This window comes from Actinomadura keratinilytica, from assembly GCF_039539665.1.
In the GTDB taxonomy this organism is placed as follows: domain Bacteria; phylum Actinomycetota; class Actinomycetes; order Streptosporangiales; family Streptosporangiaceae; genus Spirillospora; species Spirillospora keratinilytica.
Genome location: NZ_BAABDO010000002.1, coordinates 57,198 through 76,662 on the forward strand (window position 1 = coordinate 57,198; position 19,465 = coordinate 76,662).

Sequence of the window (19,465 nt, forward strand, 5' to 3'; positions counted from 1 at the left end):
GCGCCGGTATCGGCCAGATCGACGCCGGGGCGCCCGTCACCGGGCCTGGGCGGTGCGGCGGGCGCGGGGGGTGAAGCGGACGGGCAGCTCCTTGTAGCCGTTGACGAAGTTGGACCGCAGCCGGCGCGGCTCGCCCGCCGGGGCGATGTCGGGCACCCGGTCCAGGATCGTCTCGAAGATGATCTTCAGGTTCATCCGGGCCAGGTGGGTGCCCAGGCAGTAGTGCGGGCCGCCGCCGCCGAAGCCCAGGTGCGGGTTGGGGTCGCGGCCGATGTCGAAGGCGAACGGGTCGTCGAACACCGCCTCGTCCCGGTTCGCCGACGGGTAGAACAGCACCACCTTGTCGCCCGCGCGGATCGTCTTGCCGCCGACCTCGGTGTCGGCGGTGGCGGTGCGGCGGAACTGGTTGATCGGCGAGACCCAGCGGACGATCTCCTCCACCGCCGACGGCAGCAGGCTCCGGTCGGCCTTCAGCCGCTCCCACTGCTCGGGCCGCTCGAAGAACGCCTGCATGCCGCCCGCGGTGGCGGTGCGGGTGGTCTCGTTGCCGGCGATCGACAGCATGAGCACGAACATCTGGAACTCCGACAGGCTCAGCCGGGTGCCGTCCGGCGCCGGCTGCAGCAGCTTGGTGACGATGTCGTCGCGCGGATCGGACGCGCGCTTTTCGGCCAGCTCGGCCGCCCAGTCCAGGAACTCGGCGGCGTACCGGGCGCTGTCGGAGCGGTCGCCGATGAACTCGGGGTCGTTGAAGGCCACCAGCTTGTTGGACCAGTAGAAGATCTGCTTGCGCTCCTCCAGCGGCGCGCCGAGCAGCTCGCAGATCGTGTACAGCGGCAGCGGCGCGGCGAAGTGCTCGACGAAGTCGCACTCGCCCAGCGGCACCGCCTCGTCGATGAGCCGGTGGCAGATCTCCCGGATGTGCTGCTCCAGCTTGCCGATCATGCGCGGGGTGAAGCCGCGGTTGACCATGGCGCGCAGCCGGGTGTGGTCCGGCGGGTCCTGGAACAGCATCATCGTCCCGTACAGGGCGATGTCCTCGTCGGCGAACTCCTCGAACATCGCGGTGCGGGCGTGCGAGGAGAACAGCTCCGGATGCCGCGAGACGTGCACCACGTCCGCGTGCCGGGTGATCGCCCAAAAGCCCGGCACCCCCTCGTAGGGATCGGGATGCCAGTGCACCGGGTCGTTCGCGCGCAGCCAGGCGAACTGCTCGTGCGGGACTCCGCCGGTCTCGTAGACGCCGGGATCGATGACGTTGATCTCAGGGGCCATGGCCGTCCTCGGAGCGGGTGTCGGGTGGGTGCTCTCGGCGGGCGCCGTCGCGGGACGCCGGACCGTGATCGAACGCTTGCTTGGTTTGCTGGATAGAACCGGTTCTAACATGAGACGGGAGTCTCATCAAGAGTCTCACGCAAGTTGCCCGCGTCGCGTTCGGGCACGTCGCCGCGCGGGTCGAACCCGGACGGGGCGAATCAGGCGGCGCGGACGAACCGGATCGGGGCGTCGGCCCCGTCCCGCCGCGCGACGCCGCGCCGCTCCAGGGTGCGCAGGTGCGCGGCCGCCTCGCCCGCCGCCATCTCCCGGTCCGCCAGCGCCATCGCCTCCCACGGCGAACGCCAGCTCAGGCCCGCCGCGACCTGCCACAGCGTCACCGGCTCGGCGCCCAGCAGCGCGGCGACCTCGGCGAGCCGGTCCTCGTGGTGCCCGATGATCGCGCGGGCGCGTTCCGCCAGGCCGGTGAAGCGGTGCTGGTGGGCGGGCAGCGCCTCGGCGCGCTCGGCCGCGGGCAGCCCGGCGACGCGGCGCAGCGACGCCAGGAAGTCGCCGAGCGGATCGACGCCCGGCCGGTCATACGGATACAGCCCGATGTGCGGGGTGATCCGGGGCAGCACGTGGTCCCCGGTGAACAGCCGGCCGTCGTCCTCCAGATGCAGGCAGATGTGGCCGGGGGAGTGGCCGGGCGTCCAGATCGCGCGCAGCCGGCGTCCGGGCAGGTCCACCAGGTCGCCGTCGTCGAGCTCGCGGTCGGGCTCGGCGGGCGGGTCCACGTGCCGGACCCGCCGCGCGCCCGCACGGCCCGGCGCGGCCAGCTCCGCCTCGTCCGCCCCGGCCCGGCGCAGCGTGTCCAGCCGCCAGGACCGGCCGGCGTCGCGCTCCACCATCTCGCGGAACCGCCGGACGATCTCCGCGTCCTCCCGGTGCATGGCGATCCACGCCCCGGACGCCTCGCGCACCCGTCCCGCCAGGCCCGCGTGGTCGGGGTGGTGGTGCGTGACGACGACCCCGTACACCTCGGCGACGTCCATGCCGAACGCCCCGAGCCCCTCGCCGAGCGCCGCCCAGGCGTCCTCGTGCTCCCAGCCGGCGTCCACCAGCACCGGGCCGCGCGCGCTCTCCAGCGCGTAGACCAGCGTGTACGCCAGCGGATTGCCGGGGATGGGCACCGGCACGCTCCACAGCCCCCCGCCCAGATGCCGCGGCCGCACCGGCTCAGAGGCGCTCAAGGACGGTCGCCGTGGACAGCGCCCCGCCGCAGCACATGGTGACCAGCGCGGTCGCGGCGTTCCGGCGCTCCAGCTCGTGCAGCGCCGTGGTGACCAGCCGGGCCCCGGTGGCGCCCACCGGATGCCCGAGCGCGATGGCACCGCCGTTGACATTGACCCTGTCCATGTCCGGCCGGTGCACCGACGCCCAGGACAGCACCACCGACGCGAACGCCTCGTTGATCTCCACCAGGTCGATGTCGCCGAGCGCCATCCCGCTGCGGGCCAGCACCCGCTCGGTCGACTGCACCGGCCCGTCCAGGTGGTAGTACGGCTCGGCCCCCACCAGCGCCTGGGCCCTGATGCGCGCGCGGGGACGCACCCCCAGCGCCTCGGCCTTCTCCTCCGACATCAGCAGCACGGCCGCCGCCCCGTCGGAGATCTGCGAGGACGTGCCGGCCGTGTGCAGCGCCCCCTCGCCCAGGACGGGCTTGAGCCGGGCCAGGCCCTCGCGCGTCGTCTCCCGGAGCCCCTGGTCGCGGGTGACCGTGCGCGTCTGCCCGGTGGGCCGCCCCTCCTCGTCCAGCACGGGCGCCTCGATCGGGGCGATCTCCCTGTCGAAGCGGCCGTCCGCCCAAGCCTTGGCGGCGAGCTGCTGGGAGCGGACCCCGAAGGCGTCCAGGTCGTCCCGCGTCAGCCCGCGCCGCCGCGCGATCCGCTCGGCGGCCTCGAACTGGTTCGGCATGTCGATCGACCAGTCGTCCGGACGCGGCTTGGCGGGCAGCACGTTGCTGCCCAGCGGAGACCGGCTCATGACCTCCACGCCGCACCCGATCGCCACGTCCACCGCGCCCGCCGCGATCTGCGCCGCCGCCAGGTGCACCGCCTGCTGCGCCGACCCGCACTGCGCGTCGATGGTGGTGACGCCCGTCTGCCACGGCAGCCCCGCGTACAGCCAGGCGTACCGCCCCACGTGGCCGCCCTGCTCACCCGCCTGCGTGACGCACCCGGCGAAGACCTCCTCCACCTCGGCCGCGTCCACGTCCGCCCGCTCCACGACCGCCCTGAGCGCATGCGCCAGGACGGCCTGCGCCTTGAGCCCCGCCAGCCACCCGTTGCGCTTGCCCAGCGGCGTGCGCACCGCCTCGACGATCACCGGCCTGCCCATAGCGGCGCCTCCCAGACGCGACGTCCCGAACCGGACTCTCCAGAATGTAACTTGTTCTACTTTTCCTTGCCAGGGTTCTGCCACCAGCACTCCACCCTGCGAACCCGCTCCACCTCGGCTCCTCCGCACCGAGCGTTTCGAGCGACGTGTCTGTTAGGTGTGATGCTGGTGGGGGTGGGGAGGTAGGCGGGTATGAAGATCGATTTGAGCGGACGCACCGCGTTCGTCAGCGGTTCCACCAAGGGCATCGGACGGGCCATCGCCGCCGGGCTGGCCAGGGCGGGGGCCGCGACCGTGGTGAACGGGCGGTCCGAGCGGAGCGTGAGCGAGGCGCTGGAGGCCCTGCGGGCCCAGGTGCCCGGCGCCGAGCTGGTCGGCGTCGCCGCCGATGTGGGCACCGCCGACGGCGCGCAGGCCGTGGCGGAGCGGGTGCCGCGGGTGGACATCCTGGTCAACAACCTCGGGATCTTCGAGCCGCGGCCCGTCTTGGAGATCGACGATGCCGAGTGGCGCCGGTTCTTCGAGGTCAACGTGCTGTCGGGGGTGCGGCTGACGCGGCTGTACCTGCCCGGGATGATGGAGCGCGGCTGGGGGCGGGTGCAGTTCATCGCCAGCGACTCGGCCGTGGCGATCCCCGAGGAGATGGTGCACTACGGCATGACCAAGACCGCGCTGCTCGCCGTGGCCCGCGGCTACGCCAAGGCCGCGAAGGGGACGGGGGTCACCGTCAACACCGTCATGGCCGGCCCCACCCACACCGAAGGGGTGGAGGACTTCGTCGCCGAGATGGTCGGCGGCGACGTGCCCTGGGACGAGGCCCAGCGGCGCTTCATGGCCGAGCACCGCCCCGGCTCGCTGCTGCGCCGCCTGATCGAGCCCGAGGAGATCGCCAACATGGTCGTCTACCTCAGCTCGGACGCGGCGTCGGCCACCACGGGCGGGGCGCTTCGCGCGGACGGCGGCTACATCGACGCGATCCTGCCCTAGCGCCGCCGCGCGGCCGCGCGATCCGGTGCCGCGCGCCGTCCCCTCCCGGCCGGCCGCCCGGCCGATCACCGCCCCGCGGCGCGCCCGAGCGATTCGTAGGAACGTACGAAACCCGGCGCGGAACGGCGGCGGTGTTCGGGGGAACGGGATCTCGACCCGGCGGCATGAGGTGTGTGTACTCAGGGGACAGCACCCACACGTCGGGAGGTGCCGGTGGATCCTGGTCTGCGGCGGTTGAACGGGCTGCCCCGCGAGGAGGCGGAGGCCGAGCTGCGCACCTGCTGCGCCTCGCGGCGGTGGGCGGCGCAGGTGGCGGCGAAGCGTCCGTTCGCCGACCGGGCGGCGCTGTGGGCGGCCTCCGCCGCCGCGATGGACGGCCTGGACTGGGGCGACGTCGAGGAGGCGCTGCGGGCCCATCCCCGGATCGGCGAGCGGGCGGGCGGCGCGTCGCGGGAAGCGGCCTGGTCGCGCGGCGAGCAGGCCGGGATGGCGGACGCCGGTGACGACCTGAAGGCCGCTCTCGCCGAGGGCAACCGGGAGTACGAGCGGCGGTTCGGGCACGTGTTCCTGATCCGCGCGACGGGGCGCGGCGCGGCGGAGATGCTCGCCGCGCTGCGCACCCGGCTGGCCAACGCCCCCGAGGCCGAGCGGGCGGTGGTCCGCGACGAGCTGGCGAAGATCACCGAGTTGCGGCTGGCGAAGCTGCTGGGAGGAGGGTAGGCCGGTGGCGATCGTTCTGGGGCCGAACCGGTACGGCAAGGCCGAGACGCGGGTCGTCCGCGTCAGCAGGGACGGCGCAACGCATCACCTCAGAGACCTCAACGTCAGCATCTCCCTGTCGGGGGACATGGACGCGGTGCACCTGACGGGCGACAACGCGGCGGTCCTGCCGACGGACTCGCAGAAGAACACCGTGTTCGCCTTCGCCCGCAAGCACGGCATCGGGGAGATCGAGGACTTCGGGCTGCTGCTGGCCCGGCACTTCGTCGCCTCGCAGCCGACCATCCGGCACGCCCGGGTCGAGATCGCCGAGTACGCCTGGGAGCGCCAGGGCCCCCACTCGTTCGTCCGGTCGGGCCGGGAGGTCAGGACGGCGCTCGTCCACAGCGACGGGCCGGGCGGGCGCGAGTCGGTGGTGTCGGGGCTGACCGACCTGGTGGTGCTCAACTCCACCGGCAGCGAGTTCCACGGGTTCATCCGCGACGAGTACACCACCCTGGAACCCACCCGCGACCGGATCCTGGCGACGTCGGTGACGGCGCGCTGGCGGCACCGGAGCACCGACGCCGCGTGGGGCCGGTCGTACGAGCGGGCCAGGCGGTGCCTGCTGGAGGCGTTCGCCGGCACCCACAGCCTGTCGCTGCAGCAGACCCTCTACCAGATGGGGCGGCATGTGCTGGCGGAGTGCGGGGAGATCTGCGAGGTACGGCTGTCCATGCCGAACAGGCATCATTTCGCGGTGGACCTGGCGCCGTTCGGCATGGACAACGACAACGAGGTCTTCTTCGCCGCGGACCGCCCGTACGGGCTGATCGAGGGCACCGTCCTGGACGACGCGGTCCCGACGGCGCCGGGGGCCTGGAGCTAGGGGAGGGGCATGGAGTTCCTGCGCCCGGCGAGCTGGGCGGACGCGCTGGCCGCCAAGGCCGAGCGGCCCGGCGCCGTGCCCATCCAGGGCGGCACGGACGTCATGGTCGAGATCAACTTCGCCGTGCGCCGGCCCGCGGCGCTGCTCGACCTGAACCCGGTGAGGGAGCTGGCCGAGTGGGACGTCGCGGGCGACGGGCGGCTGCGGGTCGGCGCCGGGGTGCCGTACGCGCGGCTCATCGCGGAGCTGGGCGACCGGCTGCCGGGGCTGGCGCAGGCGTCCCGCACGGTGGGGTCGCCGCAGATCCGCAACCGCGGCACGATCGGCGGGAACCTGGGCGCCGCCTCGCCCGCCGGGGACGGGCATCCGCCGCTGCTGGCGGGCGGCGCCGAGATCGAGGTGGAGTCGGCGCGGCGCGGCGTGCGGATGATCCCGGCGGCGGAGTTCTTCACCGGCGTCAAGGCCAACGCGCTGCGCGACGACGAGCTGATCCGGGCGTTCTGGATCGCCCCGGCGAGCGGCCCCCAGTACTTCGCCAAGGTCGGCACCCGCAACGCCATGGTGATCGCGGTGTGCTCGTTCGCCGTCGCGCTGCACCCCGAGCGGCGCCGGGTCGGCACCGGGCTGGGGTCGGCGGCGCCGACGCCGCGCCGCGCCACCGCCGCCGAGGAGTTCGCGTCGGCCGAGCTGGACTGGGCGGGGCGGCGGCCGCTGGACCCGGCGGTCGCACGGCGGTTCGGCGAGCTGGCCGCCGCCGCGGCGTCCCCGATCGACGACGTGCGCGGCACCGCCGACTACCGCCGGCACGCCCTGGCGGTCCTGGCGCGCCGCACGCTGAGCTGGGCGTGGAACGACTACGTGGCTGGACGGAGGGCCTCGTGATGCGGGTCGACTTCACCGTCAACGGTCGCGCGGAGACCGTGGACGACGTGTGGGAGGGCGAGAGCCTGCTGTACGTGCTGCGCGAGCGGATGGGCCTGCCCGGCTCCAAGAACGCGTGCGAGCAGGGCGAGTGCGGGTCGTGCACCGTGTACCTGGACGACGTGCCGGTGTGCGCCTGCCTGGTGGCCGCCGGGCAGGTGGAGGGCCGCCGCGTCCGCACCGTGGAGGGGCTGGCCGACCGGGGCGGCGAGCGGCTCGACCCGGTGCAGGAGGCGTTCGTGGAGGCGGGCGCCGTGCAGTGCGGGTTCTGCACGCCGGGGCTGGTCGTCCAGGCGCACGACCTGCTCAGCCGGGTGCCCGACCCGCAGGACGCGCAGATCCGCGAGGCGCTGGCGGGCAACCTGTGCCGCTGCACCGGCTACGAGAAGATCCTCGACGCGGTGCGGCTGGCCGCGCGGCGGAAGGCGGCCGCCCGATGAAGGTCATCGAGAACGCCTACGTCGTCACCGTGGCGGGGGACGAGCACCCCGGCGGGCACATCGTCATCGACGGCGACCGCATCGCGGCGGTGGGCCCCGGCCCCGCGCCCCGCATCGACGGCGCGGAACGCATCGACGGCACCGGCTGCCTGGCCACCCCCGGCCTGGTCAACACCCACCACCACCTGTACCAGTGGGCGACCCAGGGCCTGGCCGTCGACAGCACGCTGTTCGAGTGGCTGGTGGCCTCCTACCGGGTGTGGGCGCGGATGGACGCCGAGGTGGTGCGGGGCGCGGCGAGCGCGGGCCTGGCCTGGCTGGCGCTGTCCGGTTGCACCACCACGACCGACCACCACTACGTGTTCCCCAAGGGGCGCGGCGACCTGTTCGCCGCCGAGATCGAGGCGGCGGCCGAGGTGGGCGTCCGGTTCCACCCCTGCCGCGGCTCCATGGACCGCGGCCGCTCCCACGGGGGCCTGCCGCCGGACGAGGTGGTCGAGGACCTCGACACGATCCTCGCCGAGACCGAGGCCGCGATCGACCGGTACCACGACCCCTCGCCCGGGTCGATGCTGCGCGTCGCGGTCGCGCCGTGCTCGCCGTTCTCGGTGAGCAAGGAGCTGCTGGTGGCGGCCGCCGGACTGGCCCGCGCCAAGGGCGTCCGGCTGCACACCCACCTCGCCGAGACCCTCGACGAGGAAGAGCACACCAAGCGGCACTTCGGCATGACGCCCGTCGAGTACATGGACTCGATCGGCTGGCTGGGCTCCGACGTGTGGCTGGCGCACTGCGTCCACCTGCACGACTCCGACATCGCCCGGCTGGCCGAGACCGGCACCGGCACGGCGCACTGCCCCAGCTCCAACGCGCGGCTCGGCGCGGGCATCGCCCGCGTCGCGCACCTGCTGGCGGCGGGCGCACCGGTCGGGCTGGGCGTGGACGGGGCCGCGTCGGCGGAACTGGTGCCGCTGGCCGGGGAGCTGCGGCAGGCCGTCTACATGCAGCGCGCCCGGTACGGGCCGACCGCGCTGACCGCCCGGCAGGCCCTGGAGATGGCCACCCTCGGCGGCGCCCGCTGCCTGGGCCGCCAGGACGAACTCGGCACGCTGGAGCCGGGCCGGCTCGCCGACATCGCGCTGTGGCGGGTGGACGGCTTCCACGCCGCCGTCGACGACCCCGTGGTGGCGCTGGTGTTCGGGCGGACGCCGCCGCTGGCCCGCCTGCTGGTCGGCGGCCGCACCGTGGTCGAGGACGGCGTGCTCGCCACCGTCCCGCAGGACGAGGCCGCCCGCCGCGGGGCCGACGCCCACCGCCGTCTCATGGCGCTCGCCGAGGAGGTGGTGTGATGACCGCGCCGGCGCGCAGCCCCGGCCGGATCGCCGCGCCCGGCCTCGGCGGGGTGGGGGACAGCCCGCCCCGGCCCGACGGCACCCTGAAGGCCACCGGCGAGTTCGCCTACGCCTCCGACCTGTGGATGGACGGCATGCTGTGGGGCGCCACGCTGCGCAGCCCGCACCCGCGCGCCCGCATCGCCTCCATCGACGTCGGCCCCGCGCTGGCCGCACCGGGCGTGCACGCCGTCCTGACGCACGAGGACGTCCCCGGCGAGAAGAAGTACGGGCTGGACGGCACGCGGGACCAGCCGGTGCTGGCCATCGGCGAGGTCCGCCACCAGGGCGAGCCGGTCGCGCTGGTCGCCGCCGACCACCCGGAGATCGCGCGCCGCGCGATGGAGCGGATCGCGGTCGAGTGGGAGGTGCTGGAGCCGGTCACCGACCCGCGCGCCGTCATCGCCGACCCCGAGGGCAACCGGGTGCAGGAACGCGGCGGCGTCTGCCGGTACCAGCCGGTGCGCGTGGGGGACGTCGCGCGGGCCAAGCGGCAGGCCGAGGTCGTGGTGTCGGGCGAGTACGAGGTCGGCATCCAGGACCAGGCGTTCCTCGGCCCCGAGTCCGGGCTGGCCGTGCCCGCCGAGGACGGCGGCCTGGACATGTACGTGTCCACCCAGTGGATGCACAACGACATCCGGCAGATCGCGCCGTGCCTGGGGCTGCGCGAAGACCAGATCCGCATGACGCTGGCGGGCGTGGGCGGCGCGTTCGGCGGACGCGAGGACCTGTCCATGCAGATCCACGCGGGCATGCTGGCGCTGCGCACGGGCCGCCCGGTGAAGATGTCCTACAACCGGTACGAGTCGTTCTTCGGGCACGTGCACCGGCATCCGGCGCTGATGCGGTACGAGTACGGCGCCACCCGCGACGGCCGCCTGCTGTACGCCGACGTGGAGATCGTGCTGGACGGCGGCGCGTACACCTCCTCCACGCTGAACGTCACCGCCAACGCGGCCTCGCTGGGCGTCGGCCCGTACGAGATCCCCAACATCAGCATCGACGCGTACGGCGTGTACACCAACAACCCGCCGTGCGGCGCGATGCGCGGGTTCGGCGCGGTGCAGGCGTGCTTCGCCTACGAGTCGATGATGGACAAGCTGGCCGCGGCCTGCGGGATCGGCCCGCTGGAGGTGCGGCGGCGCAACGCCGTCCGCCAGGGCTCCAGGCTGGCCACCGGCCAGGTGATCGACTCCCCGGCGCCGCTGGCCGAGCTGCTGGACCGGCTGGAGGCGATGCCGCTGCCGCCGCCGCCCGGCCCGTCCCCCGACATCCGCGACCTGCCGGGCGGCGCGTCCCAGACCACGCACGGCGAGGGCGTCGTGCGCGGCGTCGGCTACGGCGTCGGCCTGAAGAACATCTGCTTCTCCGAGGGGTTCGACGACTACTCCACGGCGCGGGTGCGGCTGGAGGTGATCGGCGGGGAGCCGGCCGCGCTGGTGCACACGGCCGCCGCCGAGGTCGGGCAGGGCCTGGTCACGTTGCAGGCGCAGATCGCCCGCACCGAGCTGGGCGTGCAGCGGGTGACGATCCACCCCGCCGACAACCGGGTGGGGGACGCCGGGTCGTCCAGCGCGTCCCGCCAGTCCTACATGACCGGCGGCGCCGTCAAGACCGCGTGCGAGGCCGTGCGGGCCGAGCTGCTGGCGCGGGCCGGGCGGCGGCTCGGGCTCGACGCGTCCGGGCTGTCGGTGCGCGACGGCAAGATCGTGGCGCGGGACGCGCAGGTCGTGGCGTCGATCGAGGACGTCCTCGGCGGCGCCGCCATCGAGGCGACCCGCGAGTACCGCCACCGGCCCACGCAGCGGATGGACCCCGTCACCGGGCAGGGGAACAGCCACAACCAGCTCGCCCTGTGCGTGCACCGCGCCGTGGTGGACGTGGACGTCGAACTCGGCCTGGTCAAGGTGGTGGAGCTGGCCGCCGTCCAGGACGTCGGCAAGATCATGAATCCGCAGGCGCTGGAGGGCCAGATCCACGGCGGCACCGCGCAGGGGCTCGGGCTGGCGCTGATGGAGGAGATCCAGGTGGCGGGCGGCCGGGTCCGCAACCCCTCGTTCACCGACTACCTGATCCCCACCATCCTCGACATGCCGCCGATGCGGCTGGACATCGTCGAATACCCGGACCCGCACGCCCCCTACGGGCTGCGCGGCGCGGGCGAGCCGCCCACCCTGTCGTCCACGCCCGCGATCGTCGCCGCCATCCGGGACGCGACCGGCCGGCCGCTCACACGAGTACCCGTCCGTCCTGAGGACATATCCCTGCCGGGGGGTGCCGCGTGAACACAGTGACCGAGGTGAACGAACCGTACGATCTGGTCGTCCGCTCCCGCCGGACGGTGCTGCCGACGGGGGAGCGGGCGGCCGCGGTGGCCGTGCGGCACGGGGTGATCGCCGCGATCGGGGCCCTGGACGCCCCGTTCGCCGCCGCCGAGGAGGTCGATCTCGGCGACGTCGCGCTGCTGCCGGGCCTGGTGGACACCCACGTGCACGTCAACGAGCCGGGACGCACCGAATGGGAGGGCTTCGCCAGCGCCACGCGCGCCGCCGCGGCCGGGGGCGTGACGACGCTGCTCGACATGCCGCTCAACTCGCTGCCCCCGACCACCGAGCCCTACGCCCTGGCGGTCAAGCGCAAGACGGCCGCCGGCCAGTGCTTCGTCGACGTGGGGTTCTGGGGCGGCGCCGTCCCCGGCAACCTGCCGCAGCTGCGTCCCCTGCACGAGCGGGGCGTGTTCGGGTTCAAATGCTTCACCTGCGACTCGGGCGTGCCGGAGTTCCCGCCGCTGACCCCGCGGCAGATGCGCGAGGCGTTCGCCGAGATCGCCATGCTCGGCGGGCTGGTGGCCGTGCACGCCGAGGACCCGGACGCGCTGGGCGAGCCGCGCGGCGCCGACTTCGCGGCGTTCGCCGCGTCCCGCCCGCCGGACGCCGAACGCGCCGCCGTGCAGCGGGTGATCCGCCTGGTGGAGGAGACGGGCGTGCGGGCGCACATCCTGCACCTGTCCGCCGCCGCCTGCCTGGGACCGATCGCCGACGCCCAGCGCGACGGGCTGCCGGTGACCGCCGAGACCTGCCCGCACTACCTGACGCTCGCGCCCGAGGACGTCCCCGGCGTGACCGGCACCTCGTTCAAGTGCTGCCCGCCCATCCGCGACAAGGGCAACCGCGAGGAGCTGTGGGGAGCGCTCGCCGACGGCGTGATCTCCTGCGTGGTGTCCGACCACTCGCCCTGCACGCCGGAGCTCAAACGCGGCGACTTCCGCACCGCGTGGGGCGGGATCTCCTCCCTGCAGATCGCCCTGCCGGTGATGTGGACGGCCGCCGCCTCCCGCAGGCACGGGCTGGACGCGGTGGCGCGCTGGATGGCCGAGGAACCCGCCGCGCTGGCCGGGCTGGACGCCCGCAAGGGCCGCATCGCCGTCGGCCACGACGCCGACCTGGTCGCGTTCGCCGCCGACCGGACGTTCATGGTCGATCCCGACCGGCTGCGGCACCGCCATCCCGTCACCCCGTACGCCGGACGCGCGCTGAGCGGCGTCGTCCGGGCCACCTGGGTGCGGGGCGTGCTCGTCGACGACGGCACGCCGCGCGGCGAGCTGCTGACCAGGGTGCGCCCGTGAGCGACGCCACCGCCCTGCCCGACCTGGCCGTCCGCACCCTGGGCGGCGCGGTGATCGCCGCCAGCGACGAGTCGTTCGCCGCCAAGGAGAACCTGATCAACCCGTGGGCCCCGGCGTTCCGGCCGCAGACGTTCGGCGCCAAGGGCCAGGAGTACGACGGCTGGGAGACCGCGCGGCGCCGCCCCGGCCCGGACGGGCGGCTCGGGCACGACTGGGCGATCGTCCGGCTCGGCCTGCCCGGCGTCATCCGCGGCGTCGTCATCGACACCGCCCACTTCACCGGCAACTTCCCGCCGCACGCGTCGGTGGAGGCGTGCGCGGTGGACGGCCACCCCTCGCCCGCCGAGGTCGCCGCCGCCGACTGGGTGGAGATCGTCCCCATGAGCCCGCTCAAAGGCGATACCGCGCACGAGTTCACCGTCGCCGGGGTGGAGCGGCGCTTCACGCACGTGCGGCTGAACATCCACCCCGACGGCGGCGTGGCCCGGCTGCGCGTGCACGGCGACGTCGTCCCCGACCCGCGGCTGCTCACCGGCCTCACCATCGACCTGGCCGCGCTGGAGAACGGCGGCCGCGTCGTCGCCTGCTCCAACGGGTTCTACTCGGCGCCCGACAACATGTTGTTTCCCGGGCTGGCCCGCAACCAGGCCGAAGGGTGGGAGACCGCGCGGCGCCGCGAACCCGGCCACGAGTGGGCGGTCGTGCGGCTCGCCGCCCCCGGAGTGATCCGCCTCGCCGAGATCGACACCAGCAACCTGCGGTACAACGCGCCCGGCGCCGTCACCCTGTGGGGCCTGGACGCCCGCCGCGCCTCGCTGGACGACGCGTCCGCCTGGCGGGAACTCCTCGCCCGCACCCGCGTGCAACCCGACGGGCGGCACCGCTTCCGCCTGCCCGGCGACCGCGAGGTCACGCACGTCCGCGTCGACATCCACCCCGACGGCGGCCTGGCCCGCCTGCGCCTGTTCGGCGACCTCGCCCCCGACGGCGAAAGCCTCCTCACCGCCCGCTGGCACGAACTGACCAACTGAAACGGGCCGTTGCGCGTCCAACAGATGCCGGTTCGAGCAGGCGGGCCGGCCCGCCGCGACGCGCTCTGGAGGACCCGATGGCCGACCCCCTGCTGCCGGACGACCCGACCCGGATCGGCGCGTACACGCTGACCGGGCGGCTCGGCGAAGGCGGCCAGGGCGCGGTCTACCTCGGGCGGGACGCGGGCGGCCGGCAGGTCGCGGTCAAACTGCTGCACGCCCGGCTCAGCCGCGACCCCGCCGCCCGTTCCCGGTTCGTGCGGGAACTGGAGGTGGCCCAGCGGGTCGCCGGGTTCTGCACGGCCCGGGTGCTGGACGCCGACATCGACGGCAACCGGCCGTACATCGTCAGCGAGTTCGTGTCCGGGCCGTCGCTGGCCGCGCTGGTCCGCGACGAGGGGCCGATGGACGACTCCGCGCTGCTGCGGCTGGCGATCGGCACCGCCACGGCGCTGGCGGCCATCCACCGCGCCGGAATCGTGCACCGCGACTTCAGACCGCAGAACGTGCTGATGGGGGCCGGGGGCCCGCGCGTCATCGACTTCGGCATCGCCCGAGCCCTGGGCGACGACACCGCCATCGTCACCAGCCAGGTCGTCGGAACACCCGCCTACATGGCGCCCGAGCAGGTGGCGGGCGGCGCGATCGGCCCCGCCGCCGACATGTTCGCGTGGGGCGGCACCCTCCTGTTCGCCGCCACCGGGCGTCCCCCGTTCGGCGGGGACTCGGTCCCGGCGGTGATGCACCGCGTCCTGCACGCCGAGGCCGACGTCGGCGTGCTGCCGGGGCCGCTGGCCGAGATCGTCGGCGCCTGCCTGGCCAAGGCTCCCGAGCGCCGCCCGTCCGCCCAGGATGTGCTGCTGCGCCTGCTCGGCCTGGTCGGCGCGCACTCCCCGTCCGGCTCCGGCGACCCCCTGCAACGCGGCGCGACCCTCGTCACCACCCGGCTCACCGAAGTGATCCAGGACGTGCCCGCGGGCCCTCCGCCGCCGCAGGTGTCATCGCCGGGCACCGTGCCGTCCCCACGCCGCCGGCGCCGCCGGCGGCGACCCGCCCTGATCGCCGCCGTCCCGCTGGCCGCCTCGGCGATCATCCTGCCGTTCGCGGTGGCCCCGCTGCTGCGCGACGGCGGAACCGGCGGAACCGGCCGGAGCGGCGGAACCGACGGCGGGGCGACCGTCACCGTGGGCTTCGCCGGCCCCCTGTCGGGCGAAAACGCTCACCTCGGCAGGCCCATGCTCGCCGGCGCCCGGCTGGCGGTGGCCGAGTACAACGCCCGCGGACCGCGGGTGCGGGCGCGGCTGGTGGAGTACGACACGGCGGCCGAGGAGGACAAGAAGGTGCTGGCGACCCGCATCGTCAACGACGAGACGCAGGCGCTGGTCGGGCCCGCGTTGAGCGGCGAGGCCGGAGAAATGGCACCGACGTTGGAGGAGAACGACGTGCCCAGCGTCTCGCCCGGCGCCTCCAACGAGTCCCTGTCGACTTACGGCTGGCGGTACTGGCACTCCGTCGTGCCCGACACCGACGCGTCCGCCGTCGCCCTCGCCGACTTGGCGCTGCGATCGGGCGCCCCGGGCGGCGTCATGGTGATCGACGACGGGACCCTCTACGCGCGGAAGAACGCCGATGCCTTCCAGGACCGGCTGGAGAGCGGGTCGGTGAAGGTGCTGCGCGAACGCGTCCCCGAGCAGGCGCGGGACTTCTCCGCCGTCGTCCGCGAGATGAAGCGGTCGGGCGTCGGCGCGGTGTTCTACGGCGGCGTCTACACGGAGGCCGCGCCGCTGATCAAACAAGCGCGCCGGGAGGGCGTGCGCGCCCGCTTCTACCTCACCGACGGCTCGTTCGATCCCGAGCTGACCACCCTGGCGGGCACGGCGGCCGAGGACGCGGTGCTCACCTGCTCCTGCCTCAACGCCGGCGCGTCCGCGGAGGCGGCCCCGCCGCGATACGCCGACTTCCAGCAGCGGTACGCCAAGGCCAACGGCGGAGCGCAGCCGGAGATGTTCGCGGCCGAGGGCTACGACGCGGCGAACGCCGTCCTGGACGCGCTGGCCGCGGGGAAGCGCACCGGCGAGGAGATCAACGCCCATCTCGGCTCGATGGACCGGGAGGGGGTGACCCAGCGGATCCGGTTCGCCACCAACGGCGAGATCATCGACGCCGCCGTCTACGCCTACCAGGTGCGGAACGGGCGGTTCGTCCTGCTGGGCGACACCCGCACCGCGCGGATCTCCTAGGCCTGGGCCTGCTCCTGCGGAGGCTCCTCCTCCAGGAGGTCGTCGAACTCGCCGTCCTTGACGCCGGCGATGAAGGCGTCCCACTCGGCCTCGGTGAAGTACAGGATCGGGCCGTCGGGGTTCTTGGCGTCGCGCATCACCACGGCCCGGTCACCGAAGTCCTTGTGGTCCACGGGCACGTCCTTGCCATCGATGAACTCGATGATGACGCCGTCGCTGAGCACCGGCTGCTGCTCGGTCACTGGCACACCTTCTCCATCCGGGGTGGGGGGATGGCACCCAGGCTAGCCCGGCCCATCCACGCGCGCCTGTTCCTTCGCGTGCCAACACGCGCACGCACCGCCACCGGGCAACCCCTTTCGCCCACTTGGGGGAGAAATGACTACCGGAGAAGCTGGATTTCTATAGCCAGCACACCGAGCCTTTCCTTCTCCGGCGGGTAGATGCCGCGGATGACCCTCAGCAACTCCACGCGATCCTCCCCGAGATCACCCCCGATCGCCCGAGGATCCTCCCGGTCGAGCATCGCCTCGAACGAGGAGTATTCGGCCACCCGGATCACACGGGTCGGCACGCGCTCGTCCCCGGACACGAACGTCAACTCCTGCCCGGCCCGGATCCTGCGCATACTCGGATACCCGACCCGCACCTCGACGGTCTTCACCCCGTCTTTGATCAACTTCAGATACGGCGCCCGAATGTTCAACTCGGACTTGACCGCCTCGCCCACCGTCACCTCACCGTCCGGCTGCTCCGATACACCTCCCGAAAATCCTGCACGGCCCCCAGGGCCCGCCTCCAACCGTCATCCCGCCGGATCTACCCGGCGTGCGGTGGTGAGCGCCTGCTGTCCCAGGGCGGCGGCCTCCTCGGGCGTGACGGCTGCCGTCACTGCGGGCGCCGGGGCGTTTCGGTGTTCCATCCGCCCGCCGCTTCTGGACTGCCGGCTTCGTGGATGCGGTGCGCGGATGTTCGGCTCGGATCCGGCTGCCTCGCTCGACCGTCACCTCGTCGGCCGGTTCTGGCGGTACGCCTCCTGGAGGTCTCGCACCACGGGCAGGTCCGGATAGTGGACGGTGAGCACGTGCTCAAGGTCGCCCGCTCGTGAACGCACCGAGTCCACGAGGCGTGAGGTGCCGAGCGCCTGCTGTCCCAGTGCTGCGGCTTGTTCCGGTTCTCCCAGCTTTGTCAGCGCGATGGCGAGGTCGATGCGTGCGATGGCCTCCCGGCTGGGGGAGCGGGACGCGGCCGGCAACGCCAGTTGCGCGTCGATGGCGGCTTGCGCGTACGTCCTGGCCTGGGCGAAGTCACCGCATTCGGCGTCGCCGAGCCAGATGTACGCTGACGCCGGGTACGACGTCATGGCGAACGTCGCCAAGTGGCCTGTGCTCGTGTCGAAGCGCAGCGGGGCGCGGGCAGGCAGCCGCTCGTACACCTCCCCGGCCTGCCGGAACATCTCCTTGACCGCGTCCCGGTCACCGAGCCGGGCGTGAGCGCGGGCCGCCTGGGCACGCAGGCGGACCGCCAGCGGGTGTCGCGCCGCTGCTTTGGCAATGCCGCGCTGCGCTGCCGCGAGGGCGCGTGCAGGCCGGTTGTTGTAGATCGCGATCGAGGCCATGGCGTCGGTGGCCCATGCGCACAACTCGTCGTGCCCGGCCTGTTCGGCGTGCTCGAAGGCGTCGATCGCCCATGCCTCGGCGCCCAGCGGGTCGCCGAGGTCGTGCGCCAGCCAGGCGAGCGTCTCCGAGAACCATGCCGCGCAGACGTAGAGCTCGCGGGCTTCCTTGAGAGTGCGCGGACCGTCGATGAGTTCGGCGACCCAGAGGCGGTAGGCGCGTGCGGTGCTGAAGACGGCGGCGGGCGGATCGATGTTGTAGCTCCGGTCGAGAGCGGCGAGCGCAGACTCCAGATGCGCGAACGTACCGCGTCCGATGGCGGTGGCGTTGGCACGCTGGGTGAACTCCATCGCCTCGGCCGTGCTCTCGTGAAGGACCTCTTGCAGGACCTCGGGGGCGACGGCAGCCGCCATTCCCAACCCTAGGGCGACTCGGCGCTTCATCTACCCGGCCCTCTCAGACGAACCGGCTTGGTGGATATCGGCGCACGGATACGACCGCGTCGCATCGTCACTTTGTCGGCCGGTTCTGGCGGTATGCCTCTCGGAGGTCTCGGACGGCGTTCAGCTTGCGGTAGCGGTCGTTGAGCACCCGATGAAGATCCTCGGCGCGGCGTCGCACCGGATCCACCCGGCGTGCGGTGGTGAGCGCCTGCTGTCCCAGTGCGGCGGCCTCTTCCGGTTCTCCCAGGTGGGCCTGTGCGATGGCGAGGTCGATGTGGGCCATGGCTTCCCTGATGGGCGAACGTGACCGGGCGGGCAAGGCCAGTTGAGCGTCGATGGCGGCTTGGGCGTGCTGCTTGGCGCGGCGGAAGTCGCCCTGCTCGGTGTCGCCCAGCCACAGATACGCCTGCGTCGCATGCCCGGTGATGGCGAAGGGGGCCAGGTCGGCCGTGTCCAGGGCGAGCCGGAGCGGAGCACGCGCCGGTAGCAGTTCGTGCAGGTCGCGGGCCTGCCGGAACATCTCCTCGCACGCCTCCCGGTCGCCCAGCCGGGCGTGAGCGCGGGCGGCCTGGGTGCGCAGATGGACTGCCAGCGGATGCCGTCCGGGCGCCTTGGCGACGCCCCGCCGGGCTGCGGCGACGGCTCGTGCGGGCTGGTCGTGGTAGATCGCGACCGAGGCCATGGCGTCACAGGCCCACGCGCACAACTCGTCGTGCCCGGCCTGGTCGGCGTGGTGGAACGCGTCGAGTGCCCAGGCTTCGGCGGCGAGCGGTTCACCAAGGCAATGCGCCAGCCAGGCGAGCATCTCCGACAACCACGCCGCGCAGACGTAGAGCTCGCGGGCTTCCTTGAGCGTCCGCGGTCCCTCGATGAGTTCGGCGACCCGGTGCCGGTAGGTGTGCGCGGTGCTGAACAGGTCGGCGGGCGGATCGACGTTGTACTTGCGGTCGAGAGCGACGATGACCGATTCCAGGTGGTCGAACGTGCCGTGGCCGATGGCGGTGGTGTTGGCGCGTCGGGTGAACTCCATCGCCTCGGCTGCGGTGTCGGGGAGGACCTTGTGCAGGACCTCGGGGGTGACGGCGACGGCGGCTCCCAGTTTCAGGGCGTCTCGGCGGTTCGTGGGGCCACCCCCTTGGGGCGAGGTGGATGGGTGTCCACCATCGTCGCTCGTTTGAGGGGGGTTTGTCTTCGGTGGGGGGCGGAGTTCCGTATCGGGGATGTCGAACACCTTGGCGTAGGCGGTGACCCAGTCCCGGGGGTAGACGTAACCGTTCTCGTGACGGGCGATCTGCCGGGCCAGCGCCTTGACCTTGTTCGCGGGGTGGCTGGTGATCCCGATGGCCTGGCGTAGCTGCCGGGCCATCTCGAAGGTCCCCCAGCCGCGCGACTCGCGCTCGGTGCGCAAGCGTTCGGCCCACGCCGGACGCTCGTGCTCCATGGCACCTCACACCCTTTCGTTCGGGGTGGCCGGGGACAGCGCGGGGGTGTCCCCGAAGGTGCTGCCATTGTCTACGTTCCGTGACGGGTTC

The 19,465-nt window shown here is 73.3% G+C and carries 17 protein-coding genes; 10 read left to right on the top strand and 7 right to left on the bottom strand.

Annotated elements, in window-relative coordinates; genetic code table 11:
- Positions 1-36: 36 nt before the first annotated feature.
- The 3 genes from ABD879_RS00985 to ABD879_RS00995 all read right to left on the bottom strand — a co-directional run bounded on the left by ABD879_RS00985 (position 37) and on the right by ABD879_RS00995 (position 3,654).
- Positions 37-1,275, bottom strand: coding sequence for a cytochrome P450 (locus tag ABD879_RS00985; RefSeq protein WP_345016413.1), 1,239 nt, complete (start codon positions 1,273-1,275; stop codon positions 37-39).
- A 200-nt stretch (positions 1,276-1,475) separates the two neighbouring features.
- On the bottom strand, positions 1,476-2,507 hold the full coding sequence (locus tag ABD879_RS00990) for an MBL fold metallo-hydrolase (protein WP_345016415.1): 1,032 nt from the start codon (positions 2,505-2,507) through the stop codon (positions 1,476-1,478).
- Positions 2,494-3,654, bottom strand: a complete 1,161-nt coding sequence (locus tag ABD879_RS00995) for a steroid 3-ketoacyl-CoA thiolase (protein WP_345016417.1) — start codon at positions 3,652-3,654, stop codon at positions 2,494-2,496. Before ABD879_RS00995 ends, ABD879_RS00990 begins: the two co-directional genes overlap by 14 nt.
- Positions 3,655-3,846: 192 nt before the next feature.
- Between ABD879_RS00995 and ABD879_RS01000 the strand changes: the two genes are divergently transcribed.
- The 10 genes from ABD879_RS01000 (at position 3,847) to ABD879_RS01045 (ending at position 15,874) form a co-directional block, all read left to right on the top strand.
- Positions 3,847-4,641, top strand: a complete 795-nt coding sequence (locus ABD879_RS01000) for an SDR family NAD(P)-dependent oxidoreductase (protein WP_345016419.1) — start codon at positions 3,847-3,849, stop codon at positions 4,639-4,641.
- Between the two features lie 213 nt (positions 4,642-4,854).
- Complete coding sequence (uraD, locus tag ABD879_RS01005) at positions 4,855-5,361, top strand: 2-oxo-4-hydroxy-4-carboxy-5-ureidoimidazoline decarboxylase (RefSeq protein ID WP_345016421.1); 507 nt, start codon at positions 4,855-4,857, stop codon at positions 5,359-5,361.
- Positions 5,362-5,365: 4 nt separating this feature from the next.
- Entirely contained in the window at positions 5,366-6,229 is an 864-nt protein-coding gene (gene pucL / locus ABD879_RS01010) for a factor-independent urate hydroxylase (protein WP_345016423.1), read from the top strand.
- A 9-nt stretch (positions 6,230-6,238) separates the two neighbouring features.
- Positions 6,239-7,111, top strand: coding sequence for an FAD binding domain-containing protein (locus tag ABD879_RS01015; protein ID WP_345016424.1), 873 nt, complete (start codon positions 6,239-6,241; stop codon positions 7,109-7,111).
- On the top strand, positions 7,111-7,590 hold the full coding sequence (locus ABD879_RS01020) for a (2Fe-2S)-binding protein (protein WP_345016589.1): 480 nt from the start codon (positions 7,111-7,113) through the stop codon (positions 7,588-7,590). Before ABD879_RS01015 ends, ABD879_RS01020 begins: the two co-directional genes overlap by 1 nt.
- Positions 7,587-8,936 (top strand): 8-oxoguanine deaminase, encoded by a 1,350-nt coding sequence (locus tag ABD879_RS01025; protein ID WP_345016426.1) that lies wholly within the window; start codon positions 7,587-7,589, stop codon positions 8,934-8,936. The genes ABD879_RS01020 and ABD879_RS01025 overlap by 4 nt, the downstream gene beginning before the upstream one ends.
- On the top strand, positions 8,936-11,263 hold the full coding sequence (gene pucD, locus ABD879_RS01030) for a xanthine dehydrogenase subunit D (RefSeq protein WP_345016429.1): 2,328 nt from the start codon (positions 8,936-8,938) through the stop codon (positions 11,261-11,263). Before ABD879_RS01025 ends, pucD begins: the two co-directional genes overlap by 1 nt.
- Before the next feature lie 14 nt (positions 11,264-11,277).
- Positions 11,278-12,603, top strand: a complete 1,326-nt coding sequence (gene allB, locus ABD879_RS01035; protein ID WP_345016432.1) for an allantoinase AllB — start codon at positions 11,278-11,280, stop codon at positions 12,601-12,603.
- Positions 12,600-13,634: an allantoicase gene (alc, locus tag ABD879_RS01040; protein ID WP_345016434.1), complete on the top strand. Its 1,035-nt coding sequence runs from the start codon at positions 12,600-12,602 to the stop codon at positions 13,632-13,634. The genes allB and alc overlap by 4 nt, the downstream gene beginning before the upstream one ends.
- 77 nt (positions 13,635-13,711) lie before the next feature.
- Entirely contained in the window at positions 13,712-15,874 is a 2,163-nt protein-coding gene (locus tag ABD879_RS01045) for a bifunctional serine/threonine-protein kinase/ABC transporter substrate-binding protein (protein WP_345016435.1), read from the top strand.
- Here ABD879_RS01045 and ABD879_RS01050 read toward each other — a convergent pair.
- The 4 genes from ABD879_RS01050 to ABD879_RS01065 form a co-directional block, all read right to left on the bottom strand.
- Complete coding sequence (locus ABD879_RS01050; RefSeq protein WP_345016436.1) at positions 15,871-16,116, bottom strand: DUF397 domain-containing protein; 246 nt, start codon at positions 16,114-16,116, stop codon at positions 15,871-15,873. The genes ABD879_RS01045 and ABD879_RS01050 overlap by 4 nt on opposite strands.
- A gap of 140 nt (positions 16,117-16,256) precedes the next feature.
- Positions 16,257-16,604, bottom strand: coding sequence for an ASCH domain-containing protein (locus ABD879_RS01055; RefSeq protein ID WP_345016437.1), 348 nt, complete (start codon positions 16,602-16,604; stop codon positions 16,257-16,259).
- A 273-nt stretch (positions 16,605-16,877) separates the two neighbouring features.
- Positions 16,878-17,933, bottom strand: coding sequence for an NsdA family TPR-like regulatory protein (locus tag ABD879_RS01060; RefSeq protein WP_486303735.1), 1,056 nt, complete (start codon positions 17,931-17,933; stop codon positions 16,878-16,880).
- Positions 17,934-18,000: 67 nt separating this feature from the next.
- A complete protein-coding gene (locus tag ABD879_RS01065; RefSeq protein ID WP_345016439.1) occupies positions 18,001-19,374 on the bottom strand; it encodes an NsdA family TPR-like regulatory protein in 1,374 nt (457 codons plus the stop codon).
- Positions 19,375-19,465 lie beyond the last annotated feature (91 nt).

Coding starts and splice junctions, on each gene's coding strand:
- ABD879_RS00985 (WP_345016413.1), bottom strand. CDS start 1,275: ATGGCCCCTGAGATCAACGTCATCGATCCCGGCGTCTACGAGACCGGC.
- ABD879_RS00995 (WP_345016417.1), bottom strand. CDS start 3,654: ATGGGCAGGCCGGTGATCGTCGAGGCGGTGCGCACGCCGCTGGGCAAG.
- ABD879_RS01000 (WP_345016419.1), top strand. CDS start 3,847: ATGAAGATCGATTTGAGCGGACGCACCGCGTTCGTCAGCGGTTCCACC.
- ABD879_RS01015 (WP_345016424.1), top strand. CDS start 6,239: ATGGAGTTCCTGCGCCCGGCGAGCTGGGCGGACGCGCTGGCCGCCAAG.
- ABD879_RS01020 (WP_345016589.1), top strand. CDS start 7,111: ATGCGGGTCGACTTCACCGTCAACGGTCGCGCGGAGACCGTGGACGAC.
- ABD879_RS01025 (WP_345016426.1), top strand. CDS start 7,587: ATGAAGGTCATCGAGAACGCCTACGTCGTCACCGTGGCGGGGGACGAG.
- pucD (WP_345016429.1), top strand. CDS start 8,936: ATGACCGCGCCGGCGCGCAGCCCCGGCCGGATCGCCGCGCCCGGCCTC.
- ABD879_RS01045 (WP_345016435.1), top strand. CDS start 13,712: ATGGCCGACCCCCTGCTGCCGGACGACCCGACCCGGATCGGCGCGTAC.
- ABD879_RS01060 (WP_486303735.1), bottom strand. CDS start 17,933: ATGAAGCGCCGAGTCGCCCTAGGGTTGGGAATGGCGGCTGCCGTCGCC.
- ABD879_RS01065 (WP_345016439.1), bottom strand. CDS start 19,374: ATGGAGCACGAGCGTCCGGCGTGGGCCGAACGCTTGCGCACCGAGCGC.